At 65.7% G+C, this 22,617-nt stretch carries 22 protein-coding genes; 10 read left to right on the plus strand and 12 right to left on the minus strand.

The genetic code is table 11. The features are described from left to right. Positions 1-7 precede the first annotated feature (7 nt). Complete coding sequence (locus HOP59_RS19030; RefSeq protein WP_234255047.1) at positions 8-1,126, minus strand: muconate cycloisomerase family protein; 1,119 nt, start codon at positions 1,124-1,126, stop codon at positions 8-10. Positions 1,127-1,228: 102 nt separating this feature from the next. On the opposite strand from HOP59_RS19030, the gene HOP59_RS19035 reads away from it, so the two are divergent. Further along, the gene (locus tag HOP59_RS19035; RefSeq protein ID WP_234255050.1) at positions 1,229-2,131 is read left to right on the plus strand and encodes a LysR family transcriptional regulator; all 903 of its coding nucleotides are present in this window, start codon (positions 1,229-1,231) and stop codon (positions 2,129-2,131) included. Here HOP59_RS19035 and HOP59_RS19040 read toward each other — a convergent pair. The 3 genes from HOP59_RS19040 to HOP59_RS19050 all read right to left on the minus strand — a co-directional run bounded on the left by HOP59_RS19040 (position 2,122) and on the right by HOP59_RS19050 (position 4,442). Further along, positions 2,122-2,730, minus strand: coding sequence for a class I SAM-dependent methyltransferase (locus HOP59_RS19040; protein ID WP_234255052.1), 609 nt, complete (start codon positions 2,728-2,730; stop codon positions 2,122-2,124). The genes HOP59_RS19035 and HOP59_RS19040 overlap by 10 nt on opposite strands. A gap of 3 nt (positions 2,731-2,733) precedes the next feature. After that, the gene (locus tag HOP59_RS19045) at positions 2,734-3,486 is read right to left on the minus strand and encodes an enoyl-CoA hydratase/isomerase family protein (RefSeq protein WP_234255054.1); all 753 of its coding nucleotides are present in this window, start codon (positions 3,484-3,486) and stop codon (positions 2,734-2,736) included. Positions 3,487-3,569: 83 nt separating this feature from the next. Next, entirely contained in the window at positions 3,570-4,442 is an 873-nt protein-coding gene (locus HOP59_RS19050; RefSeq protein ID WP_234255056.1) for an enoyl-CoA hydratase-related protein, read from the minus strand. A 239-nt stretch (positions 4,443-4,681) separates the two neighbouring features. Between HOP59_RS19050 and HOP59_RS19055 the strand changes: the two genes are divergently transcribed. The 7 genes from HOP59_RS19055 to HOP59_RS19085 all read left to right on the plus strand — a co-directional run bounded on the left by HOP59_RS19055 (position 4,682) and on the right by HOP59_RS19085 (position 11,740). Next, positions 4,682-6,328, plus strand: coding sequence for an AMP-binding protein (locus HOP59_RS19055; protein ID WP_234255057.1), 1,647 nt, complete (start codon positions 4,682-4,684; stop codon positions 6,326-6,328). A gap of 43 nt (positions 6,329-6,371) precedes the next feature. Beyond that, positions 6,372-7,139 (plus strand): SDR family NAD(P)-dependent oxidoreductase, encoded by a 768-nt coding sequence (locus HOP59_RS19060; protein ID WP_234255059.1) that lies wholly within the window; start codon positions 6,372-6,374, stop codon positions 7,137-7,139. Between the two features lie 47 nt (positions 7,140-7,186). Continuing rightward, a complete protein-coding gene (locus HOP59_RS19065; protein WP_234255061.1) occupies positions 7,187-7,984 on the plus strand; it encodes an enoyl-CoA hydratase-related protein in 798 nt (265 codons plus the stop codon). A gap of 25 nt (positions 7,985-8,009) precedes the next feature. Beyond that, positions 8,010-9,149, plus strand: coding sequence for a cyclohexanecarboxyl-CoA dehydrogenase (gene aliB, locus HOP59_RS19070; RefSeq protein ID WP_234255063.1), 1,140 nt, complete (start codon positions 8,010-8,012; stop codon positions 9,147-9,149). Further along, positions 9,146-9,700 (plus strand): MarR family winged helix-turn-helix transcriptional regulator, encoded by a 555-nt coding sequence (locus tag HOP59_RS19075; protein WP_010627578.1) that lies wholly within the window; start codon positions 9,146-9,148, stop codon positions 9,698-9,700. Before aliB ends, HOP59_RS19075 begins: the two co-directional genes overlap by 4 nt. A gap of 94 nt (positions 9,701-9,794) precedes the next feature. Continuing rightward, positions 9,795-11,018: an ABC transporter substrate-binding protein gene (locus tag HOP59_RS19080; RefSeq protein WP_234255065.1), complete on the plus strand. Its 1,224-nt coding sequence runs from the start codon at positions 9,795-9,797 to the stop codon at positions 11,016-11,018. Positions 11,019-11,071: 53 nt separating this feature from the next. After that, positions 11,072-11,740: a nitroreductase gene (locus HOP59_RS19085; RefSeq protein ID WP_234255067.1), complete on the plus strand. Its 669-nt coding sequence runs from the start codon at positions 11,072-11,074 to the stop codon at positions 11,738-11,740. A 122-nt stretch (positions 11,741-11,862) separates the two neighbouring features. Here the strand turns inward: HOP59_RS19085 and HOP59_RS19090 are convergent, their stop codons facing one another. After that, positions 11,863-12,915, minus strand: coding sequence for a GGDEF domain-containing protein (locus tag HOP59_RS19090; RefSeq protein WP_234255068.1), 1,053 nt, complete (start codon positions 12,913-12,915; stop codon positions 11,863-11,865). Between the two features lie 277 nt (positions 12,916-13,192). Here HOP59_RS19090 and HOP59_RS19095 point away from each other — a divergent pair, with 277 nt between their 5' ends. Beyond that, a complete protein-coding gene (locus tag HOP59_RS19095; RefSeq protein ID WP_234255070.1) occupies positions 13,193-13,906 on the plus strand; it encodes an SDR family NAD(P)-dependent oxidoreductase in 714 nt (237 codons plus the stop codon). Positions 13,907-13,912: 6 nt separating this feature from the next. Here HOP59_RS19095 and HOP59_RS19100 read toward each other — a convergent pair whose 3' ends face one another. The 5 genes from HOP59_RS19100 to pobA all read right to left on the minus strand — a co-directional run bounded on the left by HOP59_RS19100 (position 13,913) and on the right by pobA (position 19,659). After that, a complete protein-coding gene (locus tag HOP59_RS19100) occupies positions 13,913-15,136 on the minus strand; it encodes a CaiB/BaiF CoA transferase family protein (RefSeq protein ID WP_234255072.1) in 1,224 nt (407 codons plus the stop codon). A gap of 46 nt (positions 15,137-15,182) precedes the next feature. Beyond that, positions 15,183-16,688, minus strand: a complete 1,506-nt coding sequence (locus HOP59_RS19105) for a tripartite tricarboxylate transporter permease (RefSeq protein ID WP_026038017.1) — start codon at positions 16,686-16,688, stop codon at positions 15,183-15,185. A 30-nt stretch (positions 16,689-16,718) separates the two neighbouring features. Next, positions 16,719-17,219: a tripartite tricarboxylate transporter TctB family protein gene (locus HOP59_RS19110; RefSeq protein WP_234255074.1), complete on the minus strand. Its 501-nt coding sequence runs from the start codon at positions 17,217-17,219 to the stop codon at positions 16,719-16,721. A gap of 72 nt (positions 17,220-17,291) precedes the next feature. After that, positions 17,292-18,224 carry a Bug family tripartite tricarboxylate transporter substrate binding protein gene (locus HOP59_RS19115; RefSeq protein WP_234255076.1) on the minus strand — a complete coding sequence of 311 codons (933 nt, stop codon included), beginning with the start codon at positions 18,222-18,224 and terminating at the stop codon, positions 17,292-17,294. 250 nt (positions 18,225-18,474) lie between these two features. Beyond that, complete coding sequence (gene pobA / locus HOP59_RS19120; protein ID WP_234240132.1) at positions 18,475-19,659, minus strand: 4-hydroxybenzoate 3-monooxygenase; 1,185 nt, start codon at positions 19,657-19,659, stop codon at positions 18,475-18,477. Between the two features lie 139 nt (positions 19,660-19,798). Between pobA and HOP59_RS19125 the strand changes: the two genes are divergently transcribed. Further along, a complete protein-coding gene (locus tag HOP59_RS19125) occupies positions 19,799-20,707 on the plus strand; it encodes a helix-turn-helix domain-containing protein (RefSeq protein WP_234255079.1) in 909 nt (302 codons plus the stop codon). Between the two features lie 102 nt (positions 20,708-20,809). Here HOP59_RS19125 and HOP59_RS19130 read toward each other — a convergent pair whose 3' ends face one another. Next, positions 20,810-22,096 (minus strand): TRAP transporter large permease, encoded by a 1,287-nt coding sequence (locus HOP59_RS19130; protein ID WP_234255080.1) that lies wholly within the window; start codon positions 22,094-22,096, stop codon positions 20,810-20,812. Further along, positions 22,089-22,613, minus strand: a complete 525-nt coding sequence (locus tag HOP59_RS19135) for a TRAP transporter small permease (RefSeq protein WP_234255082.1) — start codon at positions 22,611-22,613, stop codon at positions 22,089-22,091. The genes HOP59_RS19130 and HOP59_RS19135 overlap by 8 nt, the downstream gene beginning before the upstream one ends. Between the last annotated feature and the right edge of the window lie 4 nt (positions 22,614-22,617).

Here is a 22,617-nt window from a genome sequence, read left to right on the forward strand (position 1 = left end):
TTTCTCCTCAACGGCGGGCGTAATGCGCCAGTTTGTCTTCATCCAGGGCGATCCCCAGCCCCGGGCCTTTCGGCAGCTCCACGCCGAACTCGCCGTAGGCCAGCGGCTCGGCGACGATGTCGTCCTTGAGCAGCAGCGGGCCGAACATCTCGCTGCCCCAGGCCAGCTCGGGCAGCGTGGCCCAGGCGTGCAGCGAGGCGGCGGTGCCGATGGTGCCCTCCAGCAAGGTGCCGCCGTAGAGACCGATGCCCGCCGCCTGGGCCACCTCGGCCAACGCCAGGGCGCCGCGGGGGCCGCCGGCCTTGGCGATCTTCAGCGCATAGGCGCCGCTGAAGCCGGCGGCAGCCAGGGCGAAGCCGTCGCGGGCGTCGGCCACCGCCTCGTCGGCCAGCATCGGCACCTCGAAGCGCTTGGCCAGGCGCACCAGCCCGGCATGCTCGCGGGCGGAGACCGGCTGCTCGATCAGCTCGATACCGGCGGCCTGCAGCGCGGCGATACCGCGCACGGCGGTGCTCTCGCTCCAGGCCTGGTTGACGTCGACGCGCACGCTGGCCCGCTCGCCCAGCGCCGCCTTGATCGCGGCCACGTGGCGCACGTCGTCGTCCACGGCGTTGGCGCCGATCTTGAGCTTGAAGTCGCAGTGGCGGCGCTGCTCCAGGCGCTGGAAGGCCTCGTCGATGTCGCGGGCGGTATCGCCGCTGGCCAGGGTCCACAGCACCGGCAGATGGTCGTGGCGCGCACCGCCGAGCAGCTCGGCCATGGGCAAGCCGAGGCGCTTGCCCTGGGCGTCGAGCAGCGCGGTCTCCAGCGCCGACTTGGCGATGGCGTTGCCGCGGGCGTGTCGGTCGAGGCGGGCACGCAGCGTGGCGACGGCGCTCGCCGACTGGCCGATCAGCAGCGGCGCCAGGTAGCTGTCGATGTTGCGCTTGATGCTCTCCGGGCTCTCGGGGCCATAGGCGAGCCCACCGATGGTGGTGCCCTCGCCCAGGCCCTCGACGCCGTCGGAGTCGCGTAGACGCACGATGACCAGCGTCTGGCAGGCCATGGTGGTCATGGAGAGCTTGTGAGGGCGGATGGTCGGCAGATCGACCAGCAGCGTTTCGATGGACTCGATGACAGATGACATGCGCGCTCCGGCGGTTCGGTGTTTCGATACCGAAGCAGTCTGATTGCCACGGCGCGGCCGAACCAATATCGTTTAGGTCCGGAGCCATACCCTGGAGGTATCATGGAGCTGCGCCATCTACGCTACTTCTGCATGGTCGCGGAGGAGCTCAACCTGACCCGAGCGGCCGCCAAGCTGCACATGGCACAGCCGCCTTTATCTCGACAGATCAAGCAATTGGAAAGCGAAGTCGGTGCCGAGCTGTTCGAGCGCAGCGCACGCGGGCTGCGCCTGACCCCGGCAGGTCAGTTCTTCCATGAGCATACCCTGCAGATACTGGACAAGGTCGACACCACCATCGCCGCGACCCAGCGTCTGGCCCGCAGCAAGCGCGTGATGTTCGGCATCGGCTTCGTGCCGTCGGTGTTCTACGGGCAGCTACCGCTGCTGGTGAGGGAATTACGACAAAAGGATAATGTTGAGCTGGTGCTGGCCGAGCTGACAACGGTGCAGCAGGTGAAGGCGCTCAAGAGCGGCCGCATCGACCTCGGCTTCGGTCGCATGCGCATCGACGACCCCGACGTGGAGCAGGAGAACCTGTTCGACGAGCCGCTGATGGCCGCCCTGCCCGAAGGCCACCCGCTGGCCGATACCAAGCCGACCCTGGCCCAGCTCGCCGAGTACCCGCTGGTGCTGTTTCCAGCCCAGCCGCGCCCGAGCCTGGCCGACATGACGCTGGGGCTGTTTCGTCGCCGTGGGCTCAAGGTCACCGTGGCACAGGAGGCCAACGAGCTGCAGACGGCGCTGGCGCTGGTCGCCTCGGAGATCGGCATCACCCTGGTGCCGGAGCAGGTCAAGCGCGTGCAGCGCGACGGCATCGTCTATGTCTACCTCGCCGACCCGGGCCTCACCTCGCCGGTGATCTGCAGCCGGCGCAAGGGCGAAGCGCCTTCGCCGATCATGCAGGAGGCCAACGCCATCCTCGAGGTGCTGGTGGAGAACCGCCGCAGCGGGCGCTATCCCTGAGGGGCGGCCACCGCCAGGCACGATGCCCGGCTGCCGTGACGCGACAGCACCGTGAACTCCTCGAGCCGCAGGCCGGCGGCGTCGAGCTGCGCCTTGAAGGCATCCTCATAGGTCACCCGGCCGAAGTCGATGCTGGTGAGCCGCTTGAGCATGGGCTTGAGCCACTCCATCCCACGGGAGGGCCGCAGTTGGATGGTCTGGGTGAAATAGAGCCGTCCGCCCGGGTTCAACAGTGCCGCGCAGTGGCGAAGCGCCCGCTCGGGCTCCGGCAGCAGCATCAGGCTGGCGGAGAAATAGGCCGCATCGTAGGGCCCCCCATCGTGATCGTAGACGGACTCGAGACGCACCTCGGCATGGGCGCAGAGCGACTCCTCCTCCAGCCGGCGCTGGGCGCGGTCGATGTAGTCGGCATCGATGTCGATACCGGTGATGCGCAGCCCCTTGCGCCTCACCGTCTCGGCGTTGGCCGCCAGCGCCCCGGCCGTGCCGACCCCGACGTCCAGCAGGGCCGCCTCCTCGGGCAGCCGTTCGAGTACCGCGGCGTACCAGCGGGAAGTCAGCTTCAGGATCAGGGCGTCGTAGATCAGGCTGCGCAGCATGGCTCAGCGGCCACGCTTGGCAAAGAAAGCATCGATGGCACCCTGAGCCTCCGGCGAGCCGCAGCGCTCGAGCAAGCGCCGCTCCTCCCTGGCGAAAGCGTCTTCGACGGCAGCTTCGTCACCCTCACGCAGCAGCGCCTTGATGGCAAGAAGTGCCTCAGCGGGCTTGGCCACGAGCCGTTCGGCGCAGTCCAGCGCCTGCATCAGCGCCTTGCCGTCGGGGGCGACGTCGGTGATCAGGCCCAGCTCACCGGCACGGGCCGCGGTGAACGGCTGGCCCAGCATCAGCATCGCCGTGGTGGCCTTGCTGCCGACCAGGCGCGGCAGCAGGTAGGTGGTGGCGCCCAGCGGAGTCAGGGCGAGGTTGACGAAGGGAAGGCAGAAGCGGGTCGAGTGACCGGCATAGGCGAAGTCGCAGTGCAGCAGGATCGACGTGCCGAGCCCCAGCGCCAGCCCCTCGGCGGCAGCCACCACGGGCTTGGGAAAGGCGCGCAGGCGGCGCAAGAAGGCGATGGCCGGCACGCTTTCGGCATCCGCCAGCGCCTTGTAGTCATTCAGGTCGTTGCCGGCGGTGAAGCAGTTCTCGCTGCCGGTGATGACCAGCACCTTGACCTCGGCATCCGCCTCGGCCGCATCGAGCGCTTCGATCAACCGCGCATAGCTCGCCGCATCCAGAATGTTGCGCCGCTCGGGACAGCTGATTCTGAGCAGCTCGATCCCGCCCTCTCGCCGAGACGTGGTGATGTCGGTTGCCATGATCGCTCTCCTCGAGGCTAAGGGCCTGATCACAGCATAAGAAAAAATTAATAAGGAAGCTAAGGTTTCAAGGCTGTCGCGAATTACGACGACAGCTTGACCGACGCTCGCCGCCGCCCGCTACGCCGGGCTGCCAGGCGTGCCTCGGCGCGCTCTCGCAGCTGCGGCAGGGAAAGGCACTCCAGATGTAGCGCCCATTCGCGGCGCAGCCCTTCGTCGAAGGGTTGGTAAACGGCGGTCTTCAACGCTTCGAACAGTCTGGCACAGGCCGGGTTGTCGCGCGCCTCGTCAGACAGCGCGCGGTACTGGCGCTCGAGCCAACCGGCCACATCGGCAACGGGTACCTTGATGCGTCGGTCGCGGGTTCGTCTCACCCCCTGCGCCACCAGTTTCCACGCCTCAGCCTGCTGCTGCGCCTCCACGTGCAGCCGCGGCGTCACGGCATCGATGAGCCCCAGCCGCCGTGCCTGGGTCGCCCCAATGGTCTCACCCGAGAGCAGCAGGTGCAGCGCGGCGGCCAGCCCCATCAGCCGGGGCAGCCGCTGGGTGCCACCGGCGCAAGGTATCAAGCCCAGGGCGATCTGCGGCAACCCCAGGCGCAGCTCGGGGGGGCCTAACCGGTAGTGACAGGCCATGGCCAGCTCCAGGCCGCCGCCGAGCACTGCCCCGTGCAGCCAGGCCACGCAGGGTTTGGTGCCGCTCTCGATGGCCAGTGTCAGCTGCGGCAGGGAGGGCGCCTCATGCAGTCGGTCGAGCTCGCCCATGTCGGCGCCCGCCGAGAAGCAGCGGCCTCCCGCCTTGAGCAGGATCCACCTCACCTTCGGGTCGTTCTCGGCTTCGATGAGGGCCTGGCGCAGCTCGCTGCGCAGCCGCTGGGTCAGAGCATTGACCGGCGGGTTGAACAGGGTGATCCGCGCGCAGTCGCCCTCGCGAATCAAGGTTACGGCTCGGCTCATGGCTCGTCTCGCTGTGTGATAAAGGACCGGCTCATCGCAGCATTACTGACAACTTGTTGTCACAGCTTCTTCTTCACGGCATCGATAGCTCATGGAGAGAGTTTAGCCAAACCGAAATAAAAGACAATGTATTGACATAAAATTTCGACTCGCCTAGCTTGATTCTCAAGACGCGCCGAGCCGCACCAAGCACTGGCGCCCGCCACAACAACGAAACAACGGCAACATCAGGAGCTCGTATGCCTATCGAGACGAATCTGACTCCCGAGCGCAGGCAAGCGATGATCGCTCTAGGCGCCTGGAATGACATGCTCTTGACGGATTATCTGGAAGAGGCCGTGACCAGCGCCGCCGACCGCCAGGCCATCGTCACCTACCGCATGGCCGATGGAACTCATGCGTCGCTGACCTACGCCCAACTGAACGAGAAGGTCACCCGCATGGCGGCGGGCCTGGCCGGTCTGGGCGTGGCCAAGGGTGACGTGGTCTCCTGCCAGTTGCCCAACTGGTGGCAGATGACTGCGCTGCACCTGGCCTGTATCCGCATCGGCGCGGTGCTCAACCCGTTGATGCCGATCTTCCGCGAACACGAGCTGCGCTTCATGCTGGCCCAGGCCGAGAGCAAGGTATTCGTCGTCCCCGGAGTGTTTCGCGGCTTCGATCATGCCGCCATGGCCCGAGGCCTGAAGGCCGAACTCACCGCCCTCGAGCAGGTGCTGGTGGTAGGCGGTGAGGGCCCGGACAGCTTCGAGAACACCTTGCTGGAGCGCGCCTGGGAGCGGGAAACGGATACCGCCGCGCTGTTCCGCGAACGCCGCCCCGGCGGCGACGACGTGGTGCAGCTGCTCTACACTTCCGGCACCACCGGCAAGCCCAAGGGGGTGATGCACACCTCCAACACCCTGATGAGCCACATCCGCCCCTTCGCCACCCGGCTGGGGCTGGGCAACGACGACACGGTGTTCATGCCCTCGCCGCTGGCGCACCAGCTCGGCTTTCTCTACGGCCTGATGCTGCCCGTCTACCTCCAAGCCACCGCGGTGCTGCAGGACACCTGGAAACCGGCCGAGGCCGTCGACATCATTCGTGCCGAGCGGCCCAGCCTGATGCTCGGCTCCACGCCCTTCCTGGCCGACATCGCCGAGCAGGCCGAGGCCCACGGTCCCGACCTGCAGTCGCTCAAGCTCTTCATGTGCGCTGGCGCACCGATCCCCAGCCCGCTGGTGGAGAAGGCCGCACGCAACCTGCCGACGCGCATCATCTCCGCATGGGGCATGACCGAGAACGGCGCGGTGACCACCACCCGCCCTGGTGACGACCCCTCACGCGCGGTGCACACCGACGGCCTGCCCCTGCCCTTCATGGAGCTGAAAGTCACCGACCTGGAGAGCAATACCCTGCCACCCGGCCAGGAGGGGCCGCTCTATGTTCGCGGCGCCAGCCTGTTCGTCGGCTACTTCAAGCAGCCCGAGCTCTATGGCGTCGACGCCGAAGGCTGGTTTCCCACCGGCGACCTGGCCCGCCTCGACGAGCAGGGCTACGTGCGCATCACCGGGCGCTCCAAGGATGTGGTGATCCGCGGCGGCGAGAACATCCCCATCGTCGACATCGAGAACGCGCTTTACCAGCACCCGGCGATCCAGGCGGTGGCCCTGGTGGGTCGTCCCGACGAACGCCTCGGCGAGCGCCTGTGCGCCTACGTGAGCCTCAAGGAAGGCATCGAGTCGCTGACGCTGGCGGATATCACCGCCTTTCTCAGTGAGCGCCAGGTGACGCGCCAGTACCAGCCTGAGTTCCTCGTGGTGCTCGACGAGCTGCCGCGTACGCCGTCAGGAAAGATTCAGAAATTCAAGCTGCGCGAGCAGGCCGGCCAAAGCGTGGCGTGACGCGAGGCCACCGCTCATCCAATCCGCAACGAGAGAGAGCTGCATGAGAGGACTTCAGGACAAGACCGTCATCGTCACCGGTGGCGGCGGCGGCATCGGCCGCGCGGTGTGTCGTCGCTTCGCCGAGGAAGGCAGCAAGGTGGCGGTGCTCGACCGCGATCTCGACGCCGCCCGCAGCACCGTTGAGGTGATCGCCGAAGCTGGCGGCCAGGCCCGCGCCTATGGCGCCGACATCACCGACTACGCCGCCATCGTCGACACGCTCGAGCGCATCGAGGCCGAGCTCGGCGTGCCTCGGGTACTGGTCAACAACGCTGGCTTCGACCGCTTCATGCCGTTCCTCAAGACCGAGCCCGCGCTGTGGGAGTCGTTGATCGCGGTGAACCTCACCGGCGCGCTCAACATGCACCACGTGGTGCTGCCGCGGATGATCGAGGCCGGCGGCGGCAAGGTGATCAACGTCGCCTCCGACGCCGCCCGGGTCGGCTCCTCCGGTGAGGCAGTCTACGCCGCCTGCAAGGCCGGCCTGCTGGGGCTGAGCAAGACCCTGGCCCGGGAGCTCGCCACCAAGGGTGTGACCCTCAACGTGGTCTGCCCCGGCCCCACCGATACCGCTCTGCTGCAGGGCTTTGCCGAGACCTCACGCGATCCGGAGAAGCTGCTCGAGGCGTTCCGCAACGCGGTGCCCATGCGCCGTATCGGCCAGCCCGAGGACTACCCGGGAATCATCGCCCTGCTCGCCAGCGACGACGCCGATTTCATCACCGGCCAGGTAATCAGCGTTTCCGGCGGCCTCACGATGGCGGGCTGACGCCCCAGCGACGCTTTCAGCCTCACAACGCTTTCAGGAAGACACTCATGACACTGCAGACACCGAACTACGAAGACATTCTCTATGACGTCACTGACGGCGTGGCGACCATCACCATCAACCGTCCGGAGCGCTACAACGCCTTCCGCGGCCAGACCTGCATGGAGCTGCTCGACGCCTTCAACCGCGCCGGCTGGGACAAGTCGGTGGGGGTGATCGTGCTCACCGGCGCCGGCGACAAGGCGTTCTGTACCGGCGGCGACCAAGGCGCCCATGAGGGCCAGTACGACGGCCGCGGCATCATCGGCCTGCCGGTGGAGGAGCTTCAGACGCTGATCCGACAGGTACCCAAGCCGGTCATCGCCCGAGTGCAGGGCTTCGCCATCGGCGGCGGTCACGTGCTGGCACTGGTGTGCGACCTGACCATCGCCTCGGAGAACGCCGTGTTCGGTCAGGTGGGCCCCAAGGTGGGCTCGGTGGACCCGGGCTTCGGCACCGCCTACATGGCGCGGGTGATCGGTGAGAAGCGCGCCCGCGAGATCTGGTACCTGTGCCGCAAGTACAGCGCCGTCCAGGCGCTGGAGTGGGGCCTGGCCAACGCCGTGGTACCCGCCGACAGGCTCGACGAGGAGGTGCGCCAGTGGTGCGACGAGATACTCGAGAAGAGCCCCACCGCGCTCTCCATCGCCAAGCGCTCGTTCAATGCCGACAGCGAGAACATCGCCGGCATCGGCGCCATGGGCATGCAGGCACTGAGCCTCTACTACGACACCGACGAGTCGCGGGAGGGGGTGGCCGCCTTCAAGGAGAAGCGCCGGCCCGAGTTCAGGAAGTTCTACAAGTGACGGCCCCTGCCGCGAGGACGACAGCATGAACTTTGCCTTTACCGAACAGCAGCAGGCCATTCGCGAGAGCGTGGCGCGGCTGGCCGCCGACGCCCTGGCCCCGCGCTACCGAGCCCGCGAGCAGGAGGCGCGCATCGAGCGCGAAATCGTCGCCCAGCTTGGCGAGATGGGCTGCCTGGGCGGCGAACTACCTGAGGAGTACGGCGGCAGCGGCCTGGACTGCGTGACCAGCGGCATCATCGTCGAGGAGATCGCCCGCGGCGACTTCAATGTCGCCTACCTGCCACTGCTGGCCTCGCTCAACGGCCAGATCATCGCCCGCTACGCCCGCCCCGAGCTGGCCCGGGAGTGGCTCGGCGGCATCACCTCCGGACGCAAGATCGCCTGTATCGCGCTGACCGAGCCCCACGGCGGCTCCGATGCCGCCAACCTCAAGCTCAAGGCCACCCGCGACGGCGAGCGTTTCCTGCTCAGCGGCGAGAAGACCTCGATCTCCATGGCCGATCAGGCCGACGTGGCGGTGGTGTTCGCCCGCACCGGCACCCAGGAGCAGCGTGCCTCCGGCATCAGCGCCTTCCTGGTACCGATGGATTCGCCCGGCATCTCCACCAGCCGCTTCGAGGACTCGGGGCAGCGCGCCATTGGCCGGGGCTCGATTTTCTTCGACAATGTCGCGGTACCGGCCGATCACATGCTCGGCGACGAGGGTCAGGGCTTCAAGCAGGTGATGCAGGGCTTCGACTACAGCCGCGCGCTGATCGGCCTGCAGTGCCTGGCGGTGGCGCAGCAGTCGCTGGACGAAACCTGGCAGTGGCTCACCGAGCGCGAGGCCTTCGGCCACAAGCTCGCCGCCTTCCAGGGCCTGACCCATCCGCTGGCGGAGTACCAGACCTACGTTCAGGCCGCCCGTCTGCAGTGCTACTACGCGCTGTGGCTGAAGGACAACGAACTGCCCCACACTAGCGAGGCGGCAATGAACAAGTGGTGGGGGCCGAAGCTTGCCTTCGACGTGATCAAGCAGTGCATGCTGGCCCACGGCCACACCGGCTGGGGCGAGGACATGCCCTTCTCCCAGCGCATGCGCGACGTGCTGGGGCTGCAGATCGGCGACGGTACCGCCCAGATCATGAAAAACATCATCGCTCGCCAGGCGGTGCCCAGATGACCAGCCTCATCGCGACCGGACGCCCTGACTCCCGCCTGGCGGCGCTGCTCGACAAAGGAGTGCCATCGATGGCGATTCAGGACGACAAGAGCGTAGCCAACCGGCTGTTCTTCCGTCTCTTCCAGGCCAGCAACATCCTGCAGAAGCAGACGGTGGGCCAGGTCGGCCTGAGTACGGTCCAGTGGGCCGTGCTCGGCGCCCTGTCGCGCAAGGGATATGAGGACGGCATCTCCTTCAATCAGCTCACCGAGTACCTGATCGTCAGCCGCCAGAACCTCGACGGCGTGCTCAAGCGGCTGGAGCGGGACGACCACGTCAAGCGCATCCCCCATCCCGACGACAAGCGCGCCCGGCTGATCCTGCTCACCGATAAAGGCCGCGCCTTCTGGGAGAGCCTGCAGCCGAAGATCCACGAGTTCTATGCCCAGGGGCTCGCCAACTTCACCTTCGACGAGACGGTGAGCCTGCTGCACTACCTCAACAAGTTCCAGAAGGACCTGGAGGCCATCGCCATGCAGGAAGCACCCAACGCCGAGCGCGAGGAGAGCTGAACCACCCAGAGCCCAAACGCACCCCATCACGACGCACGACCCCACAACGCCAACAACAAATAGCCTCGTCATGCGACGAGGTAGGAGAGTTCGTATGTCCGCAAAACGCCAATTCACCCTGAAAAGCGGCCTGCTGGGCCTGACCGTGGCCCTTGTTGCCAGCACTGCCCAGGCCGAGATCAGCGATGACGCGATCCGCATCGGCTATCTCGCCGACATGTCCGGCCCCTACCGCGACCTGGCCGGCCCCGGCGGGCTAGAGGCGCTGCGCATGGCCGTGGAGGACCACGGCGGCAGCATTCACGGCGCCCCCATCGAGGTGTTCAGCGCCGACGACCGTAACAGCGCCGACGTGGGCGCCAACACCGTGCGCGAGTGGATCGACCAGCGCAACGTCGACATGGTGGCGGGGCTGGTCGCCTCGTCGGTGACCATTGCCGCCACCCGTCTGCTGGCCGAGCACGACAAGATCGGCATGGTGTCCGGCGCCGCTGCGCTCAGCGTGACCAATGAGCACTGCACGCCCAACCACATCCAGTGGGTCTACGACACCCACGCCATGTCCAACGGCTCGGCCCGGGCCATTGTCGAGGAGGGCGGCGACAGCTGGTACATCATCGCCGCCGACTACGCCTTCGGCCACTCACTGGAGGCCGATGTGGAGAAGGTGGTGGAAGAGAGCGGCGGCCAGGTTCTGGGCAAGGTGCGCCACCCGCTCAACACCGCCGACTTCTCCTCCTACATGCTGCAGGCCCAGGGCTCCGGGGCGAAGATCGTCGGCCTGGCCAACGCCGGCGCCGACACGGTCAACGCCATCAACACCGCCGGCCAGTTCGGCCTGGCGGAGTCGGGTCAGGCCCTGGCAGGACTGATGGTGTTCCTCAACGACATCCATGCGCTGGGGCTGGAGACCACTCAGGGCATGCAGCTCACCACCGGCTGGTACTGGGACATGAACGACGAGGCCCGCGCCTGGGCCCAGCGCTACTACGAGCGCATGGGCAGCATGCCGACCATGGTCCAGGCAGGTGTCTATTCGAGCTCCATGCACTACCTCAACGCCATCGAGGCCACCGGCACGGACGATGCCGCCACGCTGCGCGCCTGGATGGGCGAGACGCCGGTCAACGACATGTTCACTCCCAACGGCGTGATCCGCGAGGATGGGCGCATGGTCCACGATATGTACCTGGTAGAAGTGAAGTCGCCCGCCGAGTCCAAAGGCGAGTGGGATCTCTATCGGATCGTACGTACCATCCCGGGAGACGAGGCCTTTCTGCCGCTGGCGCAGAGCGGCTGTCATCTGGTCAATTCCTGAGCACCTGCCGGACCGCTCCGCCAGCGGTCCGGCAGCTTCATGAGGAGCACTGCATGCACGTCGACGACGCCATCCGCAGCCGCAAGTCCGTTCGCCGCTTCTTGCCCGACCCGGTCAGCCGCGACACTCTGGCCCATATCGTAGAAGTCGCCGGGCGCGCGCCCAGCGGCAGCAACATCCAGCCGTGGCAGGTTCACGTGGTGGCGGGCGAAGCACTGCACCGGCTCAGCGCTGCCATTCTCGCCGCCTTCGACAGCGGCGAGGAGCATCAACCCGAGTACACCTACTACCCCACCCAGTGGTTCGAACCTTATCGCGAGCGCCGCCAGCGCTGCGGCTACGGCCTCTACGAGACCCTTGGCATAAGGCGTGAAGACAAGGCCCGGCGCCACGAACAGATGCGCCGCAACTTTCACTTCTTCGACGCCCCGGTGGCCATGATCGTGACCATCGACCGACGCCTCGAGACCGGCAGCTACATGGATGCCGGCATGCTGATCCAGAGCCTGATGACCTCCGCCCGAGGCCAGGGCCTACACACCTGCGCCCAGGCCGCGCTGGCCTGGTATCACCGGATCATCCGTGAACAGCTGGGGCTGGCCGACAGCGAGCTGGTGCTGTGCGCCATCGCCGTGGGCCACGAAGACCCCGAGGCACCGGAGAACCACTTCATCACCGAGCGTAAACCGGTGGGAAGCATCGCCAGATTTCACGGAGATTAGACGCATCACACGAAACAGTCCCACAAAGCTGGACTTCCGATGCGGCGCCCCTGGGCCTGCGGGCGTCGCTGACGAAAGCGAAGAAGCAATACCGAATGCCCCGAAGCCAAACGGCATCAGGACTACAGCTGATCCACCACCTGGTCGCGCCCCTTTGCCTTGGCGGCATAGAGGTGCCTGTCCGCATCCGCAAACATCTCGTTGAACCCTTGAGATTGCGGGTCCCCGACAGCGACACCCGCACTGATCGTCACGTGTACACGCTGACTTTCCACCGACACAGGTTCCGCCCCCACGGCCAGGCGAAGCTTCTCGGCGCGGCGCCAGGCAGCACTGTCCCCGCAGTCGTAAAGCAGGACACAGAACTCCTCTCCCCCCAACCGGGCTACCAGATCCTGTGCACGGACGGCCGAAAGCAACCGCTGGGTGACGGCGATGATGACCTGGTCCCCGACGGCATGCCCGTGGGCATCATTGATCGCCTTGAAGTTGTCGATATCGATGAGAACGAGAGCATACGGACGATCCAGGTCGCACAGAGCTTGGCGAACCCGCTCGAAGCGCTGTAAGAAATGGCGGCGGTTCGAGATGCCGGTCAAGCTGTCCTGGTTGGCTAGCGTTTCGATTCTATCGTGGGCGGCTTCCCGGGACCGTTCCTGGTAATACGCCGCGGCCCCGAAGGCCATCATCGCGCCGATGATATTGGTCAGGGCGGCCCCAGACAGCGCCGGCCAGTCGTTTCGGTAGCTCAGGGTCAATGACAGGATGACTGCGAAAAAAACCAAGTAAACGGGCAAGCCCTTGCGCGTGCCGAGCAGGAAAAAGTTGACGATAGCAAAGAAAACCGTCCATACCGCTGCAGAGACACCCGCCTGCACATACCAAAAGAAGAAGGCAGAGAGGACACCGCAGGACAGGACCGTCACCCAAGCCGATCGCTCGATGTTACGGTTGATGCGCATATCTGCCAGCGCCAACACGACGATGACGAAGAACCCCAGCTCGACGACCGCTAAAGGGATAGCCTTGAAGTAGAAGAAGTTGATCAAGGCATACGCCAGGGAGGTCAGCGCAACGATGATCAAGAAGCAGTTGGCCAGCCAGAATCGTCGCGAGTCCGCTCCCAAGTCAGTGTCGCTCTCGACCCGCCACCTCCGCGCTAGTGGTGTCTTCATTGCTCCCCCGCCCCTGATGTCGCCACTTCTCGAGAAAGTAGGCCTCACGACAGCATGACCCCACCCGACGCCGATAATCATATTTGCAAATGGTAACAGAGGTATATCGGCCGGGCGGCGGGGGCCTTGAGGTCACCCATCAACGCTCAAGACGAAGGTCGCATTGTGGCGATAGGGCGCAACCTTCAGCCTTGAAACGAACTTATGTACGCATTGCGTACGATCTATCCCCCTCTGCAGCGTCACCAACCGGAAGCTCTTGCAAGGACCACCCCACATGACCGAACCCTGCGCAATCGTCACCGGCGGCGCCCGCAACATCGGCCAGGCCATCGCGCTGCGCCTGCAACAGGACGGCTATCGCACCATCGTGCTGGATATCGTCGAGCCCGAGGCGGAATCGCTCAGGGCCGATGCCCGCCTGGTCGATCTCGCCGAGGTGGAAGCGACCCGAGAAATGCTTGCCGAGATCATCGCGAATCACAGCGTGGATTGCCTGGTCAACAACGTGGGGATCGTCGCGCCAGCGCTGCTCGATGAAACCCGAGTGGCGGACTTCGATCGCCTGATGCACCTCAACGTGCGCTCGGCGCTGGTCTGCACCCAGGCATTGCTGCCGGGCATGCGCGAGCGCCGCCATGGCCGTATCGTCATGAACGCCAGCCGCGTGGTGCTGGGCAAGGAGGCGCGCAGCCTCTACAGCGCGACCAAGGGTGCGCTGCAGTCCATGGCCCGCACCTGGGCGCTGGAGCTGGCCGGCGACGGCATCACCGTCAACTGCGTCGCTCCCGGCCCCATCGCCACCAGCGCCTTCTGGGAGAACAACCCGCCGGACTCCGAGCGCGCGCGGCGCATCATCGACAACATCCCGGCGCGGCGCATGGGCCAGCCCGAGGACGTGGCCCAGGCGGTGAGCTTCTTCTGCGACGCGCACAGCGGCTTCGTCACCGGCCAGACCCTGTTCGTCTGCGGCGGGGTCAGCGTCGGCTGATCCGCGCTAGACCACACCGCGCTGACGCAACTCGGCGATCTCCTCCGGCGCCTTGTCGAGCAGCCTCGCCAGCACGGCCTCGGTATCCTCGCCTAGCGCGGGCGGGGCCTTGCGATACTCCAGCCGCGTACGCGAGTACTTGATCGGGTTGGCCACACCGGGCACCGGCCCGTGGCGCGACTCCAGTTCGATCTGCATCTCCCGCGCCTTGACCTGAGGGTCGTCGAAGACCTGAGCGATGTTCTGGATCGGCCCGCAGGGCACCGCGATCTCGCCCAGCAGCGCGATCCACTCGGCGGCGGTACGGCTGCGCGTGATCTCGACCATGATCGGTACCAGCTCGAGGCGATGTCTCACCCGCACCGGATTGGTGGCGAAGCGTGGGTCCTCGGCCAGTTCGGGCCGCCCCACCGCCTGGCAGAAGCGCTGGAACTGGCCGTCGTTGCCGATGGCGATGATCACCTTCTCGCCGTCGGCGGTGGGAAACGGCTGATAGGGCACCAGGTTGGGATGGTATTCGCCGGTGCGGGTGGGTGGCGTACCGCTGCAGAAGTAGTTCTGCGCCTGGTTGGCCAGCCAGCTCACTTGGACGTCGAGCAGGGCCATGTCGATGTACTGCCCTTCGCCGGTCAGGTGGCGATGATGCAGCGCGCCGAGAATGGCGATGGTCGCGTTCATGCCGGTGGTCAGGTCCGCTACTGCCATGCCGACTCGCTGCGGTCCCGCGCCGGGCTCGCCGTCAGCCGCGCCGGTGATGCTCATCAGCCCGCCCTGGGCCTGGATCAGATAGTCGTAGCCGGCCATGGCGGCCATCGGTCCGGTCTGGCCGAAACCGGTGATGGAGCAGTAGATCAGCCCGGGATTGATGGCCTCCAGCGTGGCGTAGTCGAGCCCCTTGCGCGCCAGCCCGCCGCTCTTGAAGTTCTCCACCAGGATGTCGCTCTCGGCGGCCAGCTGGCGGATCAACGCCTGGCCCTCGGGCCTGCTCATATCCACGGTCACCGAGTGCTTGCCGCGGTTGGCCGAGAGATAGTAGGCGGATTCGCGGGTCTCGTTGCCGTCGCGATCCTTGAGCCAGGGCGGGCCCCAGTGGCGCGTGTCGTCACCGCTCACCGGGCGCTCGACCTTGATCACCTCGGCGCCCATGTCGGCGAGTATCTGAGTGCACCAGGGCCCGGCCATCACGCGGCTCAGGTCGAGCACGCGCAGGCCTGTCAGCGGTCCCGCCATATCACCTCTCCCGATTCTTGCGTTTCTCTCGTGCGCTCGATGCCACTCACGGGCTCTCCTGCGTCGTGGCGGCGCTGGCGGACTGACGGCGCGCCGCGGCATAGCGATACAGCGCCAGCAGGATCGACCCCAGCGTCAGGGCGATGAAGAACCAGGTGATCGGACCGCGCACGAAGATCGAGAGATCGTTGTGCCCGATCAGCAGCGAGCGGCGCAGGTTGTCCTCGAACATCGGCCCGAGAATGAAGCCGATCAAGAACGGTGCCGCCGGTATCGCCGCCCGGTTGAAGATGTAGCCGAGCACGCCGAAGCCCAGCATCAACCACACGTCGAAGGTATCGTTGTTCACCGCGTAGGCACCGTAGACACAGAACATCAGCACGATGGGGAAGAGGATCGACTTGGGAATGTCGGCGATCAGCGAGAAGTACTTGATCGCCCCGTTGCCCACCACCAGCAGCACCAGCGAACTGAACATGATGCCGACGAACAGCGCGTAGATCAGCGTCAGGTTCTCCTGGAACATGATCGGGCCTGGGGTCAGGCCGTGGACCATGAAGGCACCGAGGATGATGGCGGTGATCACGTCGCCGGGAATGCCCAGCGACAGCAGCGGAATCATGGTCGCTCCGGCCACCCCGTTGTTGCCTGCCTCCGAGGCGGCCACACCTTCCACCTCACCCTTGCCGAAGTTGTCACGGTTGGGCGAGCGGCGCCGGGCATCGCTGTAGGAGATGAACGCGGCTGCGGTGGCCCCGGTGCCGGGAATCGCCCCGATGATCACGCCGATCAGGCTGCCGCGAATGATGCTCTTCAGGCAGCGCTTGAGCTCCGCCAGGGTCATGCCCACCCCGCTGGCCTTGGCCTTGAGGTGCGGCAGCGCCTTCTTGCGGTAGAACTCGATGATCTCGGGGATGGCGAACAGCCCGATCAGCAGCGGGATGAACGAGATCGAATCCATCAGGTTGTAGTTGCCGAAGGTCAAGCGCTGGGAACCGTAGACCTCGTCCAGCCCCACCAGCGAGAGCAGGATGCCCATCAAGGCGGCGAGCAGGCCCTTGATCATCGAGCCGCTGGCCAACGAGATGATGATGGTCAGCGAGAAGCAGATCAGCCAGAAGAACTCCGGCGCACCGAAGTTGAGCGCGATCTTGGCCAGGTAGGCGGCGAAGAAGATCAGCGCAATGTTGGAGATGAAATCGGCAATCACCGATGAGTAGAGCGCCGTCTTCAGCGCCTTCTTGGCATGGCCCTGCTGGGCCATCGGATAGCCGTCGAGCAGGGTGCAGGCGGAGGCCGGCGAGCCCGGGGTACGGATCAGAATGGCCGTGATCGAGCCGCCGTACATGCCGCCCTTGTAGATCCCCACCAGCAGCAGGATGGCCGCCACCGGCTCCATGGTGAAGGTGAACGGCAGCGCCAGCGCGACGGCCATGGTGGCGGTCAGTCCTGGAATCGAGCCGACCACGACGCCGATGACCACCCCCAGCGCAATGGCCAAGAAGTTGTCCAGGCTGAGAAAGAGATGAAGGACTTCCGAAAACATATCCATGCATTCACCCAGGGGCAGTAGCGCCTGCCGTCAGAACGGCATCAGCGGCAGCGGCACGTTCATGACCTTCACGAAGACGAAGGTGACCGCGGCAGGTAACACGAAGGCCAGGCTGTAGACCCACCAGGTCCTGACCGGATGGGCGGCGAACAGGATCAGCGTGGCCAGGATGCCGCTGATCACCGCACCCAGCGACTCGAACAGCCCCACATAGACCACCAGCGCCGCCGCCATCATGGCGAAACGCAGCCGGGGCCCCTTCTCGATGCGGCGTCCATCCTCCTTGTCGGTGTTGTCCACCAGCAGCCCCTGCACGATCAGCAGGCAGGAGAAGAGCAGCATCAACCCACCCACGATGCGCGGCAGCCAGCGCGGCGACATCAGCGGGCTCTGCATGATGGGCGGCTCGCTGATGTAGTTGGGTATCAGATAGAACAGCAGGATGATAGAAGCGACCAGCAGCACACACCCCGAGAGAACGTCTCCGGGGTCGCGAACCGCCATGACACGCTTGGACGACGAGGACGACATGACACCCTCCAGAGGACAGGTGAGGCGAGGACAGAGCCTCGCCTCGACGAACGGTGAAAGCGGTCGACTCGCTTACTGACTGATGCCGGCCTGCTCGGCCACTTCCTGCCAGCGCTCGACCTCCTGGGCGACGAATTGCTTGAACTCCTCGCCGGCCACCTGGCCCGGCTCGGCACCCAGCTGGTCCGCGAAGCTGACGAACTCCTCGCGCTGCATCACGGCATCGAGCGCCTCGCGCATGGCCTCCTGAGCCTCCTCGGAGAAGGACTCGTGAGCGATCAGGCCGAACCAGGCGGTGGTCACGAACTGGTCCAGGTTGTAGTCGCCGATCTCCACCAGGGTGGGCACGTCGGGCAGATGCTCGGAACGCTCGGCAGAGGTCACCGCCAGCGCCTTGAGATCACCGGAGCGAATGTGAGACAGCACGGTGGGCATATTCTCGAAGGAAACGTTCACATCGCCACCCAGCAGAGCCGGAAGCGCGGCACCGCTGCCGGCAAACGGCACGGCGGTCAGGTTGGTCTCGGTCAGCGTCTTGAACAGCTCGCCCGACATGTGGATGGAGCTGCCCACACCGCTGTGGCTGAAGGTCATGTTCTGCTCGCGGGCCGCCTCGACGAACTCCTCGACGCTGTCATAGGGGCTGCTGGCCGGCACCACCATCACGTTGGGGATGTCGATCAGGTTCTGCAGGAAGACGAAATCCTCGACCGGGTCGTAGTCGAGGTCGGGATAGATTGCCGCCCCGATGGTATGCCCGGGCGAGGCCATCAGAATGGTATGAGCGGCTTCGCGCCCACCGCGCGCCAGGCGACCGGTGGCCACGGTGGAACCCGCTCCCGGCCGATTCTCCACCACCACGTTGGCGTCGAGCTCATCCTGCAGCAGGTCGGCCACGCGACGCGACAGTACGTCGGTGGTACCGCCCGGCGCATAGGGCACGACCAGACGCACATCGCCGGTCGGCCATTCATTGGCATGCGCCGTCGAGACGGAGACCGCCATCGTCAGACCTGCGCCACATGCCGCCAGGCATGCCGTTCTCAGCCAGCTCTTGTTTACGCCCCTCATCACGCCACCTCTATCGCCGATTGGAATTGTTCGCTAAGCGTACACTTATTCGTTGACGAATCGAGAGTACTGGGTTCCGACCGGGCCCCAAACCCGACCTTAGTCTTACCCGGGAGCCTGGATAGGCACGAAAAAGCCCGGGCCAACCACCTCAGCCCGGGCAAGGAGGAGCACGCAAGATGCGCTACTCGAGCGACTCGTAGGGCAGGCCCACGTAGTTCTCGGCGATGGTCTTGAGGCCCGCCTCCGAAGACGTGAGATAGTCCAGTTCGGCCTGCTGCATGCGGGTCTCGAAGTCCTCCTCGTCGGAGAACTTGTGCAGCAGCGAGGTCATCCACCAGGAGAAGCGCTCGGCCTTCCAGATGCGCTTCAGGCAGGTCTGCGAATAGTTGGGGATCAGGTCGGTGCGGCCCTCCTGATACACCTTCACCATCAGCCGGTAGAGCGTGTTGACGTCGCTGGCGGCGAGGTTGAGCCCCTTGGCGCCGGTGGGCGGCACGATGTGGGCGGCATCGCCGACCAGGAACAGCCTGCCGTACTGCATGGGCTCGACCACGAAGCTGCGCAGCGGCGCGATGCTCTTCTCCAGCGCAGGGCCGGTGACCAGCTTGGCCGCCACCTCCTCGGGCAGGCGACGCTTGAGCTCCGCCCAGAAGCGCTCGTCGGACCAGTCCTCGACCTTCTCGTCCAGCGGCACCTGCACGTAGTAGCGGCTGCGGGTCGGCGAGCGCATGCTGCACAGGGCGAAGCCGCGCTCGTGGCGGGCGTAGATCAGCTCATCGGAGACCGGCGGCGTATCGGCCAGCAGGCCCAGCCAGCCGAACGGGTAGATCTTCTCGAACTCCTTGATGCGGTCCTTGGGGATCGACTGGCGCGATACGCCGTGGAAGCCGTCGCAGCCGGCCACGTAGTCGCAGTCGAGGCGCACGGTCTCGCCGTCCTTCTCGAAGGTGACGTAGGGAGCGTCGGTTTCGAGATCGTGCGGCTGCACGTTGTCGGCCTCGTAGATCGTCGTGCCGCCGCCGGCCGCGCGGGCCTCCATCAGGTCGCGGGTCACTTCCGTCTGACCGTAGACCATCACCGTCTTGCCGCCGGTCAACCCGGCCAGGTCGATGCGTACGCGGCGGTTGTCGAAGGCCAGCTCGACGCCGTCGTGGGGCAGGCCCTCCTCGTTCATGCGCGCATCGACGCCCGCTTCACGCAGCAGGTCGACCATGCCCTGTTCCAGCACGCCGGCGCGAATGCGGCTGAGCACGTACTCGCCGCTCTTGCGCTCGAGGATCACGTTGTCGATGCCTTGGCGGCTCAGCAGCTGGCCGAGCAGCAGCCCGGAGGGGCCGGCACCGATGATGGCTACCTGGGTCTTCATGAAAAAAGCCTCATTGTTGTCAGGGGCGACACATGAGTTGCATTTTTCAATGAAAAGGCGAGGCTATTAAGGCAAGATAAAGATCAATAGTTGGACTTTTCGCACATCCTTTATCGACTTTAGTCGTGCAGGTGCCCTCATGTCGAACACACCCCACGCCTCGGTGCCCGTGTTCAAGCTCTACGGCGAGACCCACCCCTGGCCGACGCCGGACCTGCTGCACTGCGAATCGATCCCCGAGCGCAGCCGGCTACACGACTGGCACATCCGCCCCCACCGGCACGCCGACCTGGTGCACGTGCTGCACATCGCCAGCGGAAAGGTCGAACTGGAGCTGGAGGGCACCCAGCATGCCTTGGGCGGGCCGCTGGCCATCGTGGTGCCGGCCATGAGCATCCACGGCTTCCGCTTCTCGCAGGATGTCGAAGGGCATATCGTCACCCTGGCCCAGCCGCTGGCCGAACAGCTCGGCCAGCAGCTCGAGGAGCAGGCCAAGACGCTGCGTCAGGCCAATTACTTTCCGCTGGAGCAGGCGACTCAGGCGCACCGCCTGGCCACGCTGGTAGCGCAGATCGACGCCGAGTACCGCCAGCCCGCCGCGGGCCGCGACCGCATGCTGGGTGCGCTGGTGCAGGCCTTGTGCGTGGAGCTCGCGCGCCTGGCCGAACCGCACGGCCCTGCCACCGCGGAGCCACGGAGCCGCGACCGCGGCCACGAGCACCTCGCCCAGTACCAGACGCTGATCGAGGCGCAGTACCGCCAGCAGCCCAGCGTCGAGCAGTTTGCCGAGTGGCTCGGCATGAGCAGCGCGCACCTCAATGCCCTGTGCCGCCGCCTGGCGAATCGCAGTGCGCTGCAGCTGCTCCACGAACGCCTGCTGCTGGAGGCCAAGCGCCAGCTCACCTACACCAACATGACCATCAGCCAGATCGCCGACAGCCTCGGCTTCTCCGAACCGGCCTACTTCACCCGTTTCTTCAAGCGCAACACCGGGCTCTCGCCGCGGGACTTCCGCCTGCGCCAGCACGCCAAAGCCTCGCCCATATGAAAAGGCCCCGGTCAGACATGCTGAACCGGGGCAGGAGATCAAAGGTGCGAGGCTAGGCTCTGCCTGAAAAGTCGACGAGCGCAGCCAGTATTCGGACAGAAACTAGAGCATCCATAGCGATAGCACCGGGAAGACGATCAACAGCGCCAGGCGCAGCAGGTCGGCGACGATGAAGGGCGCCACGCCGCGGTAGATCTCGCCCAGCCCCACATGGGGCGCCATCGCCTTGATCACGAACACGTTCATGCCCACCGGTGGCGTTACCAGCCCCAGCTCCACCGTCAGCACGGTGAGAATGCCGAACCACACCGGGTCGATGCCGAGCATGGTGATGATCGGGAACACCACCGGCACCGTGATCACCAGCATGGCGATGGAGTCCATGAACATGCCGAGCACGAAGTAGAGCAGCAGGATCAGCAGCAGAATGACGATGGTCGGCACGTCCAGCCCGCCGAGGAAGGTGCTGATGGTGAAGGAGATGCGCGACACCGAGATGAAGTAGCCCAGCGTCTCGGCTCCCACCAGCATGAAGAACACCACCGCCGAGAGTGCCAGGGTCTCCCGCACGCTCTGCCACAGCCCGGCCAGGCGCATGCCCTTGTAGAAGGCGTAGAGCATGGTAGCGAAGGCGCCCACGCTGGCCCCCTCAGTGGGCGTGAACATGCCCTGGTAGATGCCGGCAATGATGATCACGAACACGGCGAAGAACGGCAGCAGCCCGGAGATCGAGCGCAGCTTCTCGCTCAGCGAAGTCGGCTCGCCGGGCACCGCCATGTCGGGCCAGATGCGCATCACCACGCTGACCGTCAGGGCGTAGAACACCAGCCCCATCAGGCCCGGGATGATCCCCGCTGCGAACATGTCGCCGACGGACTGCTCGGTGATCACGGCATAGATCAGCAGCGCAATGCTGGGCGGAATCATGATGCCCAGGGTGCCGCCGGCGGCCAGCGTACCGGTGGCCAGCGAGCGCTTGTAGCCGTGCTTCTCCATCTCGGGCAGGGCCACCCGGGTCATGGTGCTGGCGGTGGCCAGCGACGAACCGGAGATGGCCGAGAATACCCCGCAGGAGCCCACCGTGGCGATCGCCATGCCGCCCTTCCAGCCGCCGCAAATGGTGCGCGTGGAGTTGAACAGCATCCCGGCCATGCCCGAATGAGCGGCCAGCACCCCCATCAGGATGAACATCGGAATGGCGCTGAAGCTGTAGCTGGAGAGCACGTCCACCGGCACCGACTTGACCATGGAGAGCGCCGCACCCCAGGAGATCACCTGGGCGAAGCCCACCACGCCGACGATCAACATCGCCAGCGCCACCGGCACCCGCAGAATCAACAGTACCAGCAGACCGATCAGGCCGATGCCACCGATCATTTCGCTACTCATGATGGACACCTCCCCCTTCGGTGGCGAAGAAGGCGCCCAGGATGGCATGCAGCAGGCTGCGCAGCGCCAGCAGCGCGCACAGCACGGCACCGAACTGATAGATCGGCCCCATGGGAATCCTCAGGTCCTGGGTCACCTGACCACGCTGGGCGGCGATACCGGCCTCCTGCCACAGGCCGATGGCCATCACCGCGCCCAGCACCACGAAGCCGAACAGGAACAGGCCGCCCAAACGCTCCTTGAGCACCGGCGAGAGGCCATGGGAGAAGGCCTCCACCACCACCTGGCTACGCTCCACGCTGGCGGCCATGGCCGCCAGCAGCGAGAACATTAGCAGATAGCGCACCAGCTCGACGCTGCCGATCACGCTCCAGTTGAGCGCCCCGCCGGAGAGGCGGAACGTCATGCGCAGCAGCACGTCGACGATGGTCACGCTCATCAGCGCCAACAGCGCCAGACCCGCCACCAGGAGACAGAGGCGTGCCAGTTGGCGGCTTGCGAACAGCAAGGGTTGCATCATG

It is taken from the genome of Billgrantia aerodenitrificans (assembly GCF_021404405.1).
Classification (GTDB): Bacteria; Pseudomonadota; Gammaproteobacteria; order Pseudomonadales; family Halomonadaceae; genus Halomonas; species Halomonas aerodenitrificans.

Bases quoted from the DNA above. Each gene is read 5' to 3' on its own strand.
- HOP59_RS19055 (WP_234255057.1), top strand. From the start codon at position 4,682: ATGCCTATCGAGACGAATCTGACTCCCGAGCGCAGGCAAGCGATGATC.
- HOP59_RS19040 (WP_234255052.1), bottom strand. From the start codon at position 2,730: ATGCTGCGCAGCCTGATCTACGACGCCCTGATCCTGAAGCTGACTTCC.
- HOP59_RS19060 (WP_234255059.1), top strand. From the start codon at position 6,372: ATGAGAGGACTTCAGGACAAGACCGTCATCGTCACCGGTGGCGGCGGC.
- pobA (WP_234240132.1), bottom strand. From the start codon at position 19,659: ATGAAGACCCAGGTAGCCATCATCGGTGCCGGCCCCTCCGGGCTGCTG.
- HOP59_RS19030 (WP_234255047.1), bottom strand. From the start codon at position 1,126: ATGTCATCTGTCATCGAGTCCATCGAAACGCTGCTGGTCGATCTGCCG.
- aliB (WP_234255063.1), top strand. From the start codon at position 8,010: ATGAACTTTGCCTTTACCGAACAGCAGCAGGCCATTCGCGAGAGCGTG.
- HOP59_RS19090 (WP_234255068.1), bottom strand. From the start codon at position 12,915: ATGAAGACACCACTAGCGCGGAGGTGGCGGGTCGAGAGCGACACTGAC.
- HOP59_RS19065 (WP_234255061.1), top strand. From the start codon at position 7,187: ATGACACTGCAGACACCGAACTACGAAGACATTCTCTATGACGTCACT.
- HOP59_RS19110 (WP_234255074.1), bottom strand. From the start codon at position 17,219: ATGTCGTCCTCGTCGTCCAAGCGTGTCATGGCGGTTCGCGACCCCGGA.
- HOP59_RS19115 (WP_234255076.1), bottom strand. From the start codon at position 18,224: ATGGCGGTCTCCGTCTCGACGGCGCATGCCAATGAATGGCCGACCGGC.
- HOP59_RS19085 (WP_234255067.1), top strand. From the start codon at position 11,072: ATGCACGTCGACGACGCCATCCGCAGCCGCAAGTCCGTTCGCCGCTTC.
- HOP59_RS19080 (WP_234255065.1), top strand. From the start codon at position 9,795: ATGTCCGCAAAACGCCAATTCACCCTGAAAAGCGGCCTGCTGGGCCTG.
- HOP59_RS19135 (WP_234255082.1), bottom strand. From the start codon at position 22,613: ATGCAACCCTTGCTGTTCGCAAGCCGCCAACTGGCACGCCTCTGTCTC.
- HOP59_RS19125 (WP_234255079.1), top strand. From the start codon at position 19,799: ATGTCGAACACACCCCACGCCTCGGTGCCCGTGTTCAAGCTCTACGGC.
- HOP59_RS19130 (WP_234255080.1), bottom strand. From the start codon at position 22,096: ATGAGTAGCGAAATGATCGGTGGCATCGGCCTGATCGGTCTGCTGGTA.
- HOP59_RS19100 (WP_234255072.1), bottom strand. From the start codon at position 15,136: ATGGCGGGACCGCTGACAGGCCTGCGCGTGCTCGACCTGAGCCGCGTG.
- HOP59_RS19050 (WP_234255056.1), bottom strand. From the start codon at position 4,442: ATGAGCCGAGCCGTAACCTTGATTCGCGAGGGCGACTGCGCGCGGATC.
- HOP59_RS19075 (WP_010627578.1), top strand. From the start codon at position 9,146: ATGACCAGCCTCATCGCGACCGGACGCCCTGACTCCCGCCTGGCGGCG.
- HOP59_RS19105 (WP_026038017.1), bottom strand. From the start codon at position 16,688: ATGGATATGTTTTCGGAAGTCCTTCATCTCTTTCTCAGCCTGGACAAC.
- HOP59_RS19095 (WP_234255070.1), top strand. From the start codon at position 13,193: ATGACCGAACCCTGCGCAATCGTCACCGGCGGCGCCCGCAACATCGGC.
- HOP59_RS19035 (WP_234255050.1), top strand. From the start codon at position 1,229: ATGGAGCTGCGCCATCTACGCTACTTCTGCATGGTCGCGGAGGAGCTC.
- HOP59_RS19045 (WP_234255054.1), bottom strand. From the start codon at position 3,486: ATGGCAACCGACATCACCACGTCTCGGCGAGAGGGCGGGATCGAGCTG.